Origin of the sequence: Flavobacterium chilense (assembly GCF_001602525.1) — a bacterium.
Classification (GTDB): Bacteria; Bacteroidota; Bacteroidia; order Flavobacteriales; family Flavobacteriaceae; genus Flavobacterium; species Flavobacterium chilense.
Genome location: NZ_LSYT01000004.1, coordinates 30,679 through 44,395, shown reverse-complemented (window position 1 = coordinate 44,395; position 13,717 = coordinate 30,679). Strand labels below are relative to the sequence as shown.

Annotated in this window: 12 protein-coding genes; 10 read left to right on the top strand and 2 right to left on the bottom strand. The window is 33.8% G+C overall.

The window, feature by feature from the left end; translation table 11 throughout:
- The first annotated feature begins 275 nt into the window (after window positions 1-275).
- From pfkA to A4F88_RS11150, 4 genes are all read left to right on the top strand, one after another.
- Window positions 276-1,262 (top strand): 6-phosphofructokinase, encoded by a 987-nt coding sequence (gene pfkA / locus A4F88_RS11165; protein WP_068842700.1) that lies wholly within the window; start codon window positions 276-278, stop codon window positions 1,260-1,262.
- Between the two features lie 88 nt (window positions 1,263-1,350).
- Window positions 1,351-2,355 carry a type I glyceraldehyde-3-phosphate dehydrogenase gene (gap, locus tag A4F88_RS11160; protein WP_012026555.1) on the top strand — a complete coding sequence of 335 codons (1,005 nt, stop codon included), beginning with the start codon at window positions 1,351-1,353 and terminating at the stop codon, window positions 2,353-2,355.
- A 129-nt stretch (window positions 2,356-2,484) separates the two neighbouring features.
- Complete coding sequence (locus A4F88_RS11155; protein ID WP_068842699.1) at window positions 2,485-3,336, top strand: N-acetylglucosamine kinase; 852 nt, start codon at window positions 2,485-2,487, stop codon at window positions 3,334-3,336.
- 13 nt (window positions 3,337-3,349) lie between these two features.
- Window positions 3,350-3,724 (top strand): methylglyoxal synthase, encoded by a 375-nt coding sequence (locus A4F88_RS11150; RefSeq protein ID WP_068842698.1) that lies wholly within the window; start codon window positions 3,350-3,352, stop codon window positions 3,722-3,724.
- 135 nt (window positions 3,725-3,859) lie between these two features.
- Here A4F88_RS11150 and A4F88_RS11145 read toward each other — a convergent pair whose 3' ends face one another.
- Both A4F88_RS11145 and A4F88_RS11140 read right to left on the bottom strand, forming a co-directional pair.
- Window positions 3,860-4,240 (bottom strand): RidA family protein, encoded by a 381-nt coding sequence (locus tag A4F88_RS11145; RefSeq protein ID WP_068842697.1) that lies wholly within the window; start codon window positions 4,238-4,240, stop codon window positions 3,860-3,862.
- A gap of 60 nt (window positions 4,241-4,300) precedes the next feature.
- On the bottom strand, window positions 4,301-7,018 hold the full coding sequence (locus A4F88_RS11140) for a putative LPS assembly protein LptD (protein WP_068842980.1): 2,718 nt from the start codon (window positions 7,016-7,018) through the stop codon (window positions 4,301-4,303).
- Between the two features lie 82 nt (window positions 7,019-7,100).
- Between A4F88_RS11140 and A4F88_RS11135 the strand changes: the two genes are divergently transcribed.
- The 6 genes from A4F88_RS11135 (at window position 7,101) to bshA (ending at window position 13,713) form a co-directional block, all read left to right on the top strand.
- The gene (locus tag A4F88_RS11135) at window positions 7,101-8,228 is read left to right on the top strand and encodes an N-acetylmuramoyl-L-alanine amidase family protein (RefSeq protein ID WP_068842979.1); all 1,128 of its coding nucleotides are present in this window, start codon (window positions 7,101-7,103) and stop codon (window positions 8,226-8,228) included.
- Window positions 8,229-8,278: 50 nt separating this feature from the next.
- A complete protein-coding gene (locus A4F88_RS11130) occupies window positions 8,279-9,244 on the top strand; it encodes an MlaD family protein (RefSeq protein WP_068842696.1) in 966 nt (321 codons plus the stop codon).
- Between the two features lie 5 nt (window positions 9,245-9,249).
- Window positions 9,250-10,587 (top strand): 4Fe-4S dicluster domain-containing protein, encoded by a 1,338-nt coding sequence (locus A4F88_RS11125; RefSeq protein ID WP_068842695.1) that lies wholly within the window; start codon window positions 9,250-9,252, stop codon window positions 10,585-10,587.
- Between the two features lie 131 nt (window positions 10,588-10,718).
- On the top strand, window positions 10,719-11,510 hold the full coding sequence (locus A4F88_RS11120; RefSeq protein ID WP_068842694.1) for a (Fe-S)-binding protein: 792 nt from the start codon (window positions 10,719-10,721) through the stop codon (window positions 11,508-11,510).
- 85 nt (window positions 11,511-11,595) lie between these two features.
- Complete coding sequence (locus A4F88_RS11115) at window positions 11,596-12,078, top strand: hypothetical protein (RefSeq protein ID WP_035646965.1); 483 nt, start codon at window positions 11,596-11,598, stop codon at window positions 12,076-12,078.
- A 498-nt stretch (window positions 12,079-12,576) separates the two neighbouring features.
- Complete coding sequence (gene bshA, locus A4F88_RS11110) at window positions 12,577-13,713, top strand: N-acetyl-alpha-D-glucosaminyl L-malate synthase BshA (RefSeq protein WP_068842693.1); 1,137 nt, start codon at window positions 12,577-12,579, stop codon at window positions 13,711-13,713.
- Window positions 13,714-13,717 lie beyond the last annotated feature (4 nt).

Genomic DNA, 13,717 nt, shown 5'->3' with positions numbered 1-13,717 from the left:
CGTTGCGACGAATGGTTTTTTTTATGCTAAATTTAAGATCCTTTTTGTTTTTTGAGGAACAACCAGACTTTGAAATTTTGTAACACTTCAGTTATGTATTGTTAATTTTAAATAATTAATTAAAAAAAGCACCTTTTATTATTTTAAATGAATTTTTTGCTATCAAAAAACTTATTAACGAAAACGTTTGAATTTAACACATTTTATTAATTTATTATAAACATAACCCGTAAAGTGGTGAATGTTTGCTAATTTTACACTTTAATACTTAAATAATGCCAAAAACAATAAAAAAAGTTGGTGTTCTAACATCGGGAGGAGACTCACCAGGAATGAATGCCGCAATACGATCAGTAGTTCGAACATGCGCTTTTCATAATATAGAATGCATCGGAATTTATAGAGGGTATCAGGGAATGATTGAAGGCGACTTCAAAGAAATGGGACCCCGAAGCGTAAATAATATTGTAAACAAAGGTGGAACGATCCTGAAATCAGCTCGTTCAGTTGAGTTTAGAACCCCGGAAGGTAGAAAAAAGGCTCACGAGAATCTTTTAAAAGCAGGAGTTGATGCTCTTGTTGTTATTGGAGGAGACGGAAGTTTTACCGGTGGATTGATTTTTAATTCAGAATATAATTTCCCGGTAATGGGAATCCCGGGTACAATTGATAATGATATTTATGGAACCAGTCATACTTTAGGATATGATACGGCTTTAAATACAGTAGTAGATTGTATCGATAAAATCAGAGATACTGCAAGTTCACATAACCGCTTGTTTTTTGTAGAGGTTATGGGTAGAGATGCAGGGCATATTGCTCTTAATGCCGGAATTGGGGCTGGTGCCGAAGAAATCCTTATTCCTGAAGAAGATTTAGGTTTAGACAGATTGCTAGACTCACTTCAAAAAAGTAAAGCGTCAGGAAAATCATCAAGTATAGTGGTTATTGCCGAGGGAGATAAAATTGGTAAAAACGTATTTGAATTAAAAGATTACGTTGAGGCTAATCTGCCTGAATACGACGTAAGAGTATCTGTTTTAGGACACATGCAGCGTGGTGGATCTCCATCTTGTTTTGACCGTGTTTTAGCAAGCCGTTTAGGTGTTAAAGCAGTAGAGTCATTAATCGAAGGAAAGTCAAACTACATGGTAGGTTTACAAGCTGATAAAGTAGCGCTGACTCCTCTTGAACAAGCAATCAAAGGAAAATCTGAAATAGATAGAGAATTGTTGAGAGTATCTGACATCATGTCGACATAAGATAAAAGTTTAAAAAGAAATGAAGTTTATTGTGAGGAAATTAGACTTTAAAATAGTGTAATAAAAACAAAAGCAAAAATTAAGTAAAATGTCAAAAGTAAAATTAGGAATAAACGGATTTGGACGTATCGGAAGAATCGTTTTTAGAGAGTCTTTCAATAGAGATAATGTAGAAGTTGTAGCAATCAACGATTTATTAGACGTAGATCACTTAGCTTACTTATTAAAATATGATTCAGTTCACGGTCGTTTCAACGGAACTGTAGAAGTAAAAGAAGGAAAGCTTTATGTAAACGGAAGAAACATCCGTATCACTGCAGAAAGAAATCCAGCTGACTTAAAATGGAACGAAGTTGATGTTGATGTTGTAGCAGAATGTACTGGTATTTTTACCACTATCGAAACTGCAAGCGAGCACTTAAAAGGAGGAGCTAAAAAAGTAATTATTTCTGCTCCGTCTGCTGATGCTCCAATGTTTGTAATGGGTGTGAACCACGAAACTGCAAAAGCTTCTGATTTAGTTGTTTCTAATGCATCTTGTACTACAAACTGTTTAGCTCCATTAGCTAAAGTTATTCACGATAATTTCGAAATTGTTGAAGGTTTAATGACTACTGTTCACGCAACTACTTCAACTCAAATGACTGCTGACGGACCTTCTAGAAAAGACTGGAGAGGTGGACGTGCAGCTGCAATAAACATCATTCCTTCTTCAACAGGTGCTGCAAAAGCGGTTGGAAAAGTTATTCCTTCTTTGAATGGAAAATTAACAGGAATGTCTTTCCGTGTACCTACTGCTGACGTTTCTGTAGTAGATTTAACTGTAAAAGTTGCTAAAGAAACTACTTACGAAGAAATCTTGGCTGTATTGAAAAAAGCTTCAGAAAACGAAATGAAAGGTATCCTAGGATATACTGAAGATGCTGTTGTATCTCAGGATTTTATTTCTGACAAAAGAACTTCAATCGTAGATGCTGGTGCAGGTATTGGTTTAAATTCTACTTTCTTTAAATTAGTTTCCTGGTATGACAATGAGTACGGATATTCAAGCAAATTAATTGATTTGTCTGTGCATATTGCAGGTTTAAAATAATATTATATATTTTTGCAAAATCCCGTTATCTAAAAATAACGGGATTTTCTTATTTTGTTATGTCTTTAATTAGTGTAAAAATAACACTTTTAACTGGTTAGAGAAAAACTAATCCAAAAACTAAATAAAATGAAATTAATAGTTGATAGTGGATCTACTAAAGCCGATTGGATTGCAATTGATGATAATGGAAAGGTATTATTCACCACACAAACTTTAGGATTAAATCCTGAAATTCTTGACGAGCCGGAAATTGTTGTACGATTAAACGATCGTTTTGATATTTTACAAAATAAAAAAAATGCGACTCATTTGTTCTTTTACGGAGCAGGTTGTGGAACTGACCGAATGAAAGAAGAGTTAAAACGAATTTTTCAGGAGTATTTTACAAACGCAATTGTAGATGTTCAGGAAGATACATATGCTGCGGTTTATGCTACAACTCCAAAAGGCGAAGAGGCAATTGTATCTATTTTAGGAACAGGTTCTAACTGCAGTTATTTTGATGGAAAAGCATTGCATCAAAAAGTACAGTCATTAGGATATATCGTAATGGATGATTGTAGCGGAAATGTTTTCGGAAAAGAATTAATCAGAAAATATTATTTCAATAAAATGCCGAAGGAATTAGCAGTTGAATTTGAAAAAGAATACGACGTTGACCCTGATTTTATTAAAAACAAATTATACAAAGAGCCAAATCCAAATGCTTATTTGGCAACTTTTGCAAAATTCCTGATCAAACATAAAGACACAGAATTTTGTAGAAAAATCATTTTTAAAGGAATGAAATCTTTTGTAAAGAACTACATTAAGCAATTTGATAATTGTAAAGAAGTTCCGGTACATTTTGTAGGTTCTATTGCTTTTTATCTAAAAGATGAATTACAGGAAACATTTAATAAGTATGAACTTCAATTAGGAAACGTTTTAAGAAGACCTATTGACGGATTAATTGCTTATCACGTTGCCAATCAATAAATAAAATTAAGAGATGGAAATAGCTATAATAGCTCACGATGGAAAAAAGGCAGATATGGTTCAGTTTTTAAACAAAAACAAAAGCCTTCTTCTTAAGGAAAACATTAAACTAATTGCAACAGGAACAACAGGAGGGAAAGCCGAAAATGCTGGATTTAAGGTAAAAAAAATGCTTTCAGGACCTCTTGGAGGTGATGCACAAATTGCGGCAAGAGTAGCAGAAGGAAAAACGCAAATGGTTTTTTTCTTTAAAGATCCGCTTGCCAGCCACGCTCACGAAGTTGATATTAATATGCTAATTCGTGTTTGTGATGTTCATAATTTGCCATTGGCAACAAATGAAGCTTCATCGCAATTATTATTAAATGCTATCGCTTTGCAGTTATAGAAAAGCCATTTTTAGATATAAAAAAAGCCGTTGCAATATATTTGTAACGGCTTTTTTGTGTTATGATTTTAGTTCAAGTTCATGTGTTTAACTCAAAGAGATAAACCTGAAACTTTGAAACTTGAAACAATTCCTTTATTGCACTGCAATTACAGAAATCTCAACATTTACATTTTTAGGTAAACATGCTACTTGTACAGTTTCACGTGCAGGAGCAGTTTTTTCGTCAAAATAAGAACCGTAAATAGTATTTATAGCACCAAAATTATTCATATCCATAATAAAAATAGTGGCTTTAACAACGTTTTCAAAAGTCATACCTGCTGCTTCTAAAATGGCAGAAATATTCTGCATTACCTGAGTAGTTTCGTCATTGATGTTGTCAGTAATTAATTCTCCCGAAGCCGGATTAATAGCAATCTGGCCAGAAGCATAAAGTGTATTGCCTGATAATACGGCCTGATTATAAGGGCCAATTGGTGCCGGTGCTTTTTCTGTAAAGATGATTTTTTTCATATCTAAAATAATATTTGGTTTTAGGAGCCAGTAATTATGGTGAAATTTTTTGAACGTCGATTATCTGTTTGATGTGCTGCGTTTGTTCCATTTAATATCACTAAGCATTCCTGATTTGATTCCAATAAAGAAATTCCAGTTAGAGTTTACCCCAATCGGAGTCCAGTTAAAAGCCATTCTCCAGCTTAACAGATCTCTTTCAAAACGAAATTGTGTAAAAGTAACCCCTTTTTGTACAAAGTCATATCCTGTCGAAACTCCGCCTTTCCATTTTGGTGTAATATCCATATTGGCAGAAATCATAATAGAGTTGTTACTAATCTTATTTTCTCTGTTTACATTAGAATAGGTTAGGGAATAAGCTAATGTCATATCCCACGGAAGTTTAGAATTGAAGAATTCAGTTATGACGTCTTTATCATCATCTTTTTCATTTGCAAACTGACTATTTCTACTATCGTTTAAGTCGGTATTTGTTCCGAATAAATCATCTTTACGACCACCGTTCCGCTCACTTTGTTTGTTTTCCTGTTCCTTGCCGCCTTTATTCGAAAACGAGTAGTTTAAAGTAACATTCGCACTTGTCATTCTAAATAAACTTCCACCGTTATCAATGTTATAAGTGTTAATTCTGGTTCCGCCATTATCAATTGCATAAGGATCTAATGTAGCACCAAAATTCACATTCATTTTATTGTCAAAAAGTTGTGTTCCGCCACTTACAAGTACTGGTTGCCATGCTAAAGTTTGTTTTCCGTCTGCATCAAAATTATAGCTCGTACTAAAGTTTAAGTTGTTTAACAGCATAATCTTTTTAGGCTCTGTTTTTGTGCTGTCCCTGTCTCTTACTTTGGCTTCAAAAGTATTGCTTAAAGCAAATGATACAATATTAGAATTACTTTTTCCGGGTGCACCAAAAATACCTCCTTCAAATCTTGAATATGTAGAGATTTTACCAGAAGCATCAACTGTGTAGTTGTTGTAATACTGATCAAAACTTGGTGTATACGAATAAGTAATAGTTGGACGCATCACGTGGCGAATAGACTGGATTCTTTTATCATCACCAAAGTTAAAAGTACCATAAATTGTGGTTCCTAAATTTGTGCTGAAATTGTATGTTCTGTAAGCGTCAAAACCATTTACTGTCTTGTCTACAATTTTGCCCTGTGATGGATCGTAATTTTTATCGATGGTTTTAGTTACCCATGTTTCCTGATAATTTGTTGAGGCCCCGGCACTAAAATATTTAAATATTTTAAAGTTGGTACTAATAGGAATACTATGTTGCATACCTATTTGAGCATCTTTGAACATTTGCGGTTTAAAAAACAATGAGTCTTTTGTAGAAAAGCTGTTTTTACCGCTTACGTTATATTGTAAGTTGATGTTTTTTATAAAACCTTTTTTAACACCGTCTTTTCCAACAAAAGGGTAAACACGATCAATACTACCCTGCAAAGATGGTAAGGTCATCTGGATGTCCTCAGTTTGGGTGTTTTGCTGGTGTGTAGCTGTTAAGGAAATACGTGCCTGCGGAATCGTATTAAACGTTTTATTATAAGAAATCGATGAACTCAAAGTATTGTTCAGGTTCGATCCTATATTGGCCTGGTTAATCGATCGCTTAAAGTATTTACTGCTACCCATGTTCACCGAAGCAGAAAAAGTCGAATTCGGGTTTGATTTAGTGTCTTTAGAATGTGACCATTGAATATTATAGATACTCTGTTTAGAATAGTCCGGATATCCTCTTTCGCTGCTAATCAGGTTTTCGAAACGTACATTAATATTTCCCCGATATTTATATCGTGTTGCATATGCCGATTCAAAACGCATGGCATAACTACCATTTGTGTAATAATCCCCTAAAACAGTTAAGTCATAATTGTCGCTTAAAGCAAAATAATAACCTCCGTTTTGTAAAGAGAATCCTCTCGTATTAGAGTCATTGTAACTAGGGATAATAATACCTGAAACACTTTTTTCCTGAGTCATAGGAAAAAAAGCAAAAGGCAATGCCAAAGGAGTAGGTACATCTGCAATTACCATTTGAGTAATTCCAACTACAACTTTTTTATTAGGAACAAATTTTACCTTGTTCGTTCGGAAATAGTATTCCGGATCATCAATATCTTTTGCTGTGGTGAAACGCGCGCCTTTTAAAAAGTAAACAGAATCGTTTTCTTTTTTGGTCACGGCTGCTTTTATTTTAAATTCGCCTTGTTCAGTTCTGGAATTGTAGATTAAGGCTTTTTTTGTTTTGAAATTAAAACGAATCGAATCCGGCTGAACTTCACTGGCTCCCTGTTTAAAATTCGGGTACTGAATTAAAACTCCTGCTGAATCTTTTATTCTTCCGGCGTAAACTTCATCTTTTTCAAGATTTAAAACAATGATACCGGATTTTAATTCAACATCTTTATAATATAGTTCCGCTTCATTATATAAAGTAAGCGTTTTGGCCTTCTTGTCGTATTTTGCGTAATCTTTAGCTTTATATTTGGTAACAGCATCAAGAAAATTCTTTTTTGCCTTAACTGTGTCTAATTTTATAGTGTCAGTTACTGTAGCTGGGGCTTTCTCTGTAGCAGATTTTGATTTATCTGTTTGTTTTACAGTTGGTAAGGGCTTTTTTTTGTTTTTTATCTCCTGCGAATATAAATTACCACATCCTAAAGTTAGGAAAAATGATAATAAAACGATATTAAATAAGTTTGTATGCAAAGGTTTAAATGCTATTTTTGTAAAATTATGGCTTGTTTTTTGACATGTCAAACTTACATATAATTTTTTGTCAAAAATAATCAATTGTGAAAATTATAGCTGTTGCGTTTTATTAAAATTAACTTTTAGATTTATGAATAGATTTAACAAAATTAAAGTAATATTTACTTTTTTTCTAACGATATTGTCATTTTGTGGTTATAGTCAGGCAAATGTTTTTAAGGTAACACTTGATGCAGGACATGGAGATCATGACTTTGGCGCCGTTTATAGTGGACGAATTGAAAAAAATATTGCTTTGGCTATTGTTCTAAAAGTGGGTAAAATTTTAGAAGCGAGTCCAAATGTTAATGTAATTTATACCCGTAAAACGGATGTTTTTATTGATTTAGTAGAAAGAGCTAACATTGCCAACAGAGCAAATTCTAATATTTTTGTGTCTATACACTGTAATGCCAACAAAAACACTGCTGCAGACGGAACAGAAACTTATGTAATGGGTTTAAGTAAAGTAGCATCAAATCTTGAAGCTGCGAAAAAAGAGAACTCTGTAATTACGTTAGAAAAAGATTATAAACGTAAATATGAAGGTTTCGATCCTAATTCGCCGGAATCAATGACGGGGATGATCTTAATGCAGGAAGAATATTTAGATAACAGTATTTCATTGGCCAGCAAAATCGAAGACAATTTTGATAAACTTGGAAAAAAGCTTCGTCATGGAGGGGTAAAACAAGCTCCTTTTATGGTACTTCATAAAGCTTACATGCCAAGAGTATTAGTAGAAACAGGCTTTGTTTCGAATCCTACAGAAGGAAATATTCTAAATTCTGAAGAAGGGCAAAACGATATTGCAAAAGCCATAGCAGAAGCAATTTTAAGCTACAAGAACGAATATTTTGGTTCAGGAGCTTCTGAAATAATAGAAGCAAAACCGGCAAAAGATACTTCAACACCCAAAAAAACTAAAGTAGTCGAAACGGCTGCAGTGGCTAAAAATGCTCCAAAAGGAGTTTTCTTCAAAGTACAATTAATTGCCAGCATTAAAAAAACACCATTAGAGCCAAAAAACTTTAAAGGACTAAAAAATGTTACAATGCTGTACGAAAATAATATTTATAAATATTTTTATCAGGAAACTTCAAGTTACGACACTGCCAAAAAATATTTGGAAGAAGCTAAAGATAAAGGATATGGAGCTGCTTATTTAGTTGCAACTAAAGACGGAGAAAAGATCAGTATTCAAGACGCCATTAAATAATAGCTTCTAGTTCGAATATTTATATTAATTTTGTACAAACACTAAGAATTTTGAAACTAACAAGAGAAATTAAAACGGCTATATTAGTCATCGCGTCAATCTTATTATTTATTTGGGGTTATAGTTTTTTAAAAGGCAAAGACCTTTTTACAAATTATAAAACATTATATGTAGAATACGATAATGTTGAAGAACTGGCACAATCAGCACCTGTTACCATAAACGGACTTGTAGTTGGTAAGGTAAATAAGATTACAATTAATGAAGTAACTGGTAAATTATTAGTTGAACTTCAGTTAAAAACAGATTTTCCTATTTCTAAATCAAGTAAGGCATCTTTATATTCAGCCAGTTTAATTGGAGGAAAGCAAATTGCTATTATTGCTAATTTAGCAGATAAAGATCCTGCTGAGGATGGTCAGACACTCCAGTCTGATGTAAAGCTGGGATTAACAGAATCTTTAGGGAATAAAATCGAGCCTATCCAGCAAAAATTAGATCAAATGCTTGTCAATATTAATACGCTGGTTACCGGTTTAAATAATGTTTTAGACAAAAAAGGGCAGGAAGATCTTAAAAAATCATTATCAGAACTAAGTCAGACCATGGAGCAATTTCATAGAGCTTCAGGAAGCCTTAACTCTATTTTAGATACCAACAAAGGTCAGATTAACGGAGTTGTGACGAACTTTAATAAAATGTCAAGCAACTTTAATAAAATTTCTGATTCTTTAAACAAAGCCGATTTAGGAAAAACAGTTAGAAACCTGAATCAGACTTTGGCTAAAGTTGATGGTATAATGAGTAACTTGAACTCAGGAAAAGGTACAGCAGGTAAACTGTTAAATGATGATGCTTTGTATAATAATCTGGCTAAAACTTCAAAAGAGTTAGAGTTGTTATTACAGGATGTTCGTCTTTACCCAACACGTTATGTAAATGTTTCTCTTTTTGGAAAGAAAAACAAACCTTATGTAGCGCCTACAGAAGATACTAATTCAACGACTAAAAAATAATTAGAATGGGTTATTTAGATAATATTTTATTCGCTATACTTCTTATAATTGGTTTCGGTTTTTTTGCAGCGAGCGTAAAAAAAATCATCCGAAATATTAATTTAGGAGTAGATGTAAATCGAAAAGATAATTCTAAAGCTCGATGGAAAAACATGGCAATGATTGCTCTTGGGCAGTCAAAAATGGTGAGACGCCCTGTAGCCGGAATATTGCATATTTTTGTATATGTAGGTTTTATAATTATTAATATCGAATTACTCGAAATTATCATTGATGGGTTATTTGGAACACATAGAATTTTTGCACCTTATTTAGGAGTAGTCTATGATGTTTTAATTGCATCATTTGAAATATTAGCAATACTTGTCATTTTTGCTGTAACCGTTTTTTGGATCAGAAGAAATGTCATCAAATTAAAACGTTTTATAAATCCTGATTTAAATGGATTTCCACGAAGCGATGCAAATTATATTTTGTATTTCGAAACCGTTCTGATGATTTTGTTCTTGTTAATGAATGCTTCTGATTTGCATTTGCAAAATGTTCCCGGAGGATTTTCTCATTTTCATAAAGCAGGAAGCTTTCCTGTAAGCCAGTTTATCGCACCAATGTTTAACGGAATGTCGAACGAATTAGTTGGGTTATTGTTTGAAGCTTTTTGGTGGTTGCATATTGTGGGTATTTTAGTTTTTATGAACTATTTGTACTTCTCAAAACATTTACATATCCTTTTGGCTTTCCCAAATACTTATTTTGCTAATTTGAATCCGGAAGGACAATTTGACAATTTAGAATCAGTAACCAAAGAGGTAAAGTTAATGATGGATCCAAATGCAGATCCGTTTGCAGCTGCTCCGGTAGATGAAAATGCAGCTCCGGCTAAATTTGGAGCAAGTGATGTTCAGGATTTAAACTGGGTACAGTTATTAAATGCTTATACTTGTACAGAGTGTGGTCGTTGTACATCATCATGTCCTGCAAATCAAACAGGAAAAAAATTGTCTCCTCGTAAAATTATGATGGATACAAGAGATCGTTTGCAGGAAGTAGGAAAAAATATTGATGCTAACAAAGGTGTTTTTGTTCCGGATAACAAAACCTTATTAAACGATTATATTACACCAGAAGAATTGTGGGCATGTACCTCTTGTAATGCTTGTGTAGAAGAATGTCCGGTAAATATTAGTCCGTTGTCTATTATTATGGATATGCGTCGTTATTTAGTGATGGAACAAAGTGCTGCTCCAATGTCACTAAATGCTATGATGACCAATATCGAAAATAATGGTGCGCCATGGCAATACAGCCAGCAAGACAGGCTGAATTGGAAGAACGAAAATTAAGATTTATTGTTTAATCGGTTAATTGTTTAACCGTTTAATCGATTTTAAAATAATTTCGGTTTTAGTTTTTGTTCATCGCTTAAAGGGCGATTAAACAAATAAACGATTAACCGATTTAACAAAAGAATAAGATGTCAGAAAGTTTAGTAGTGCCAACAATGGCTGAAATGCTAGCCCAGGGAACTCAGCCAGAAGTTTTATTTTGGGTGGGTTGTGCAGGAAGTTTTGATGATAGAGCAAAAAAAATAACAAAAGCATTTGTACGAATCTTAAATCGTACTAATGTGTCTTTTGCAGTTCTGGGTACTGAAGAAAGTTGTACCGGAGATCCTGCAAAACGTGCCGGAAATGAGTTTTTGTTTCAAATGCAGGCTATGATGAATATCGAGGTTCTGAATGCTTATGAAGCAAAAAAAATCGTTACCGCTTGTCCGCATTGTTTTAATACGCTAAAAAATGAATATCCTGAGTTAGGAGGTAATTATGAGGTAATTCATCATACAGAGTTTTTAAAGTCATTAATTGATGATGGAAGATTAACTGTTGAAGGTGGACAATTTAAAGGAAAGAAAATTACTTTTCATGATCCTTGCTATTTAGGAAGGGCAAATAAAGTATACGAAGCGCCAAGAGATTTAATTCAGAAGCTGGATGTTGAATTGGTCGAAATGAAACGTTCAAAAGCAAACGGATTATGTTGTGGAGCCGGTGGGGCACAAATGTTTAAAGATGCTGAACCCGGAAACAAAGAAGTCAACGTATTGCGTACAGAAGATGCTCTGGAAGTAAAACCGGATATTATTGCAGCGGGTTGTCCGTTCTGCAATACGATGCTAACAGATGGTATCAAACATCAGGAAAAAGAAGGACAGGTTAAAGTAATGGATATCGCTGAGTTGATAGCAAATGCACAAGATCTTTAAAAAGAGGTGCTGAGATAATAAGGTGCTTAGGTTGTAAGTTTTTTAACTTTTAACTTGAAACAAGACAAACAAAAAATAAAAAAAAATGTATATACCTTTTGAAAATTTACCTGGTGAATCAAGAGTCTGGATTTACCAATCGAACAGAAAATTTTCTGAGGAAGAGTTTTCTGAAATAGAAACAGATTTGAAAGCTTTTGTAGAACAATGGGCTGCACACGGAACGAGTCTTGAAGCTTCGTTTTTACTAAAATACAATCGTTTTATCATATTAGCTGTAAATCAGGATGTACAGGCAGCGACTGGCTGTTCTATTGATAGTTCTGTAGAATTTATTCAGGGTTTAGAGAAAAAGTACAATGTTGATTTGTTAGATAAAATGAACGTTACTTTTAAACTGGGCGAACATATTGCACACAAACCATTGATTGATTTCAAGAAAATGGTGAAAGATAAATCAGTTTCTGAGAATACAATTGTTTTCAATAATCTGGTAAACAATATCGAAGAATTTAACGAATCCTGGGAAGTTCCTGCTGCCGATAGCTGGCATAGTAGATTTTTCTAAGAGAAATTTATAATATTAGAAAAGGCATGAAATTTAGATTTTGTGCCTTTTTTTGTTTTAATTGTTTCAGGTTTAAAGTTTCAGGTTTCGCCAAAGTTTTTCATTCCGAGGTACGAGGAATCTCCAGAAGTAGTTCTACAAAGATTGGTAATATACGCTACGGAGTTTCTTGCGGAGATTCCTCGTACCTCGGAATGAAAAACTTAGCGGGATATAACTTTGTCAAAGTTTTAAATTTTGTCAAAATTACCGCTACGAATCGCTTATGAAAATAAAAACGTCTAATCTAGCCCCGATGGAAGCGGCATCCTTTTTCTGGCTTTTTTAGACAGAAAAAGATATAGCGGACAGCGGGACAACTGGTCTTTTTTGCGGATATTGTCATGCTTCCGGAAATATTTATCAACTAGAATTAATCTAATTTTGTCGAAAATCTAACACTTCAAAACCTCAATTAAACGCTATTTTTGAGTATTTTCGTAGAATTAAATTTAATCCATGAAAATAGCAATTGTTTGTTATCCTACTTTTGGAGGTAGTGGTGTAGTAGCCACGGAGTTAGGACTCGAATTAGCCAGAAGAGGACACGAAATACATTTTATAACATACAGTCAGCCCGTGAGGTTGGCACTTTTAAATCCGAATGTTCATTACCATGAAGTAAATGTTCCGGAGTATCCATTATTTCATTATCAGCCTTATGAGTTGGCTTTGTCAAGCAAATTGGTTGATATGGTGAAATTATATAAGATTGAAGTTTTACACGTGCATTATGCTATTCCTCATGCTTATGCAGGTTATATGGCAAAACAAATGCTGAAGAATGAAGGAATCAATCTTCCAATGATTACAACGCTTCACGGTACTGATATTACTTTGGTTGGAAATCATCCTTTTTATAAACCTGCGGTGACTTTTAGTATCAACAAATCGGATTATGTGACTTCGGTTTCCCAGAGTTTGAAAGATGATACCTTGAAATTATTCAAAATCAAGAATAAAATTAAGGTGATTCCGAATTTTATCGAGTTGGATAAAGTGGTAAAAGATCCAGATGCACCTTGTCATCGTTATGTGATGGCAAAAGAAAATGAGCGTATTGTGACGCATATCAGTAACTTTAGAAAGGTGAAACGAATTCCGGATATTATTAAGATTTTCTATAATATTCAGAAAGAAATGCCAGCTAAATTGATGATGGTAGGTGATGGTCCTGAAAAGGAAAAAGCCGAGGTTCTGTGCATGGAATTAGGAATTTACGATAAAGTAATTTTCTTTGGAAACAGTAACGAGATTGATAAAATTTTATGCATGACTGATTTGTTTTTACTTCCTTCAGAAACGGAAAGCTTTGGTTTAGCTGCTTTAGAAGCGATGGCTCTTGGGGTTCCGGTGATTTCTAGTAATTCGGGTGGTTTGCCTGAAGTTAATTTTGATGGCGTTTCAGGTTATTTGAGCAATGTTGGAAATGTGGATGAAATGGCTGCAAATGCAATTAAAATTTTGAAGGATGATGAAACGCTGAAAGAGTTTAAAAAGAATGCTCTTGAAGTGGCGAAGAAATTTGATATAAAGAATATCCTGCCTAAATATGAAGCTTTGTATCAAAAAGCAATCGATGATTATAAAGAATAAAGGG

Excerpts from the sequence above, each read along its gene's own strand:
- A4F88_RS11145 (WP_068842697.1), bottom strand. The coding sequence starts at position 4,240 with ATGAAAAAAATCATCTTTACAGAAAAAGCACCGGCACCAATTGGCCCT.
- gap (WP_012026555.1), top strand. The coding sequence starts at position 1,351 with ATGTCAAAAGTAAAATTAGGAATAAACGGATTTGGACGTATCGGAAGA.
- pfkA (WP_068842700.1), top strand. The coding sequence starts at position 276 with ATGCCAAAAACAATAAAAAAAGTTGGTGTTCTAACATCGGGAGGAGAC.
- A4F88_RS11125 (WP_068842695.1), top strand. The coding sequence starts at position 9,250 with ATGGGTTATTTAGATAATATTTTATTCGCTATACTTCTTATAATTGGT.
- A4F88_RS11150 (WP_068842698.1), top strand. The coding sequence starts at position 3,350 with ATGGAAATAGCTATAATAGCTCACGATGGAAAAAAGGCAGATATGGTT.
- A4F88_RS11120 (WP_068842694.1), top strand. The coding sequence starts at position 10,719 with ATGTCAGAAAGTTTAGTAGTGCCAACAATGGCTGAAATGCTAGCCCAG.
- bshA (WP_068842693.1), top strand. The coding sequence starts at position 12,577 with ATGAAAATAGCAATTGTTTGTTATCCTACTTTTGGAGGTAGTGGTGTA.
- A4F88_RS11155 (WP_068842699.1), top strand. The coding sequence starts at position 2,485 with ATGAAATTAATAGTTGATAGTGGATCTACTAAAGCCGATTGGATTGCA.
- A4F88_RS11135 (WP_068842979.1), top strand. The coding sequence starts at position 7,101 with ATGAATAGATTTAACAAAATTAAAGTAATATTTACTTTTTTTCTAACG.
- A4F88_RS11115 (WP_035646965.1), top strand. The coding sequence starts at position 11,596 with ATGTATATACCTTTTGAAAATTTACCTGGTGAATCAAGAGTCTGGATT.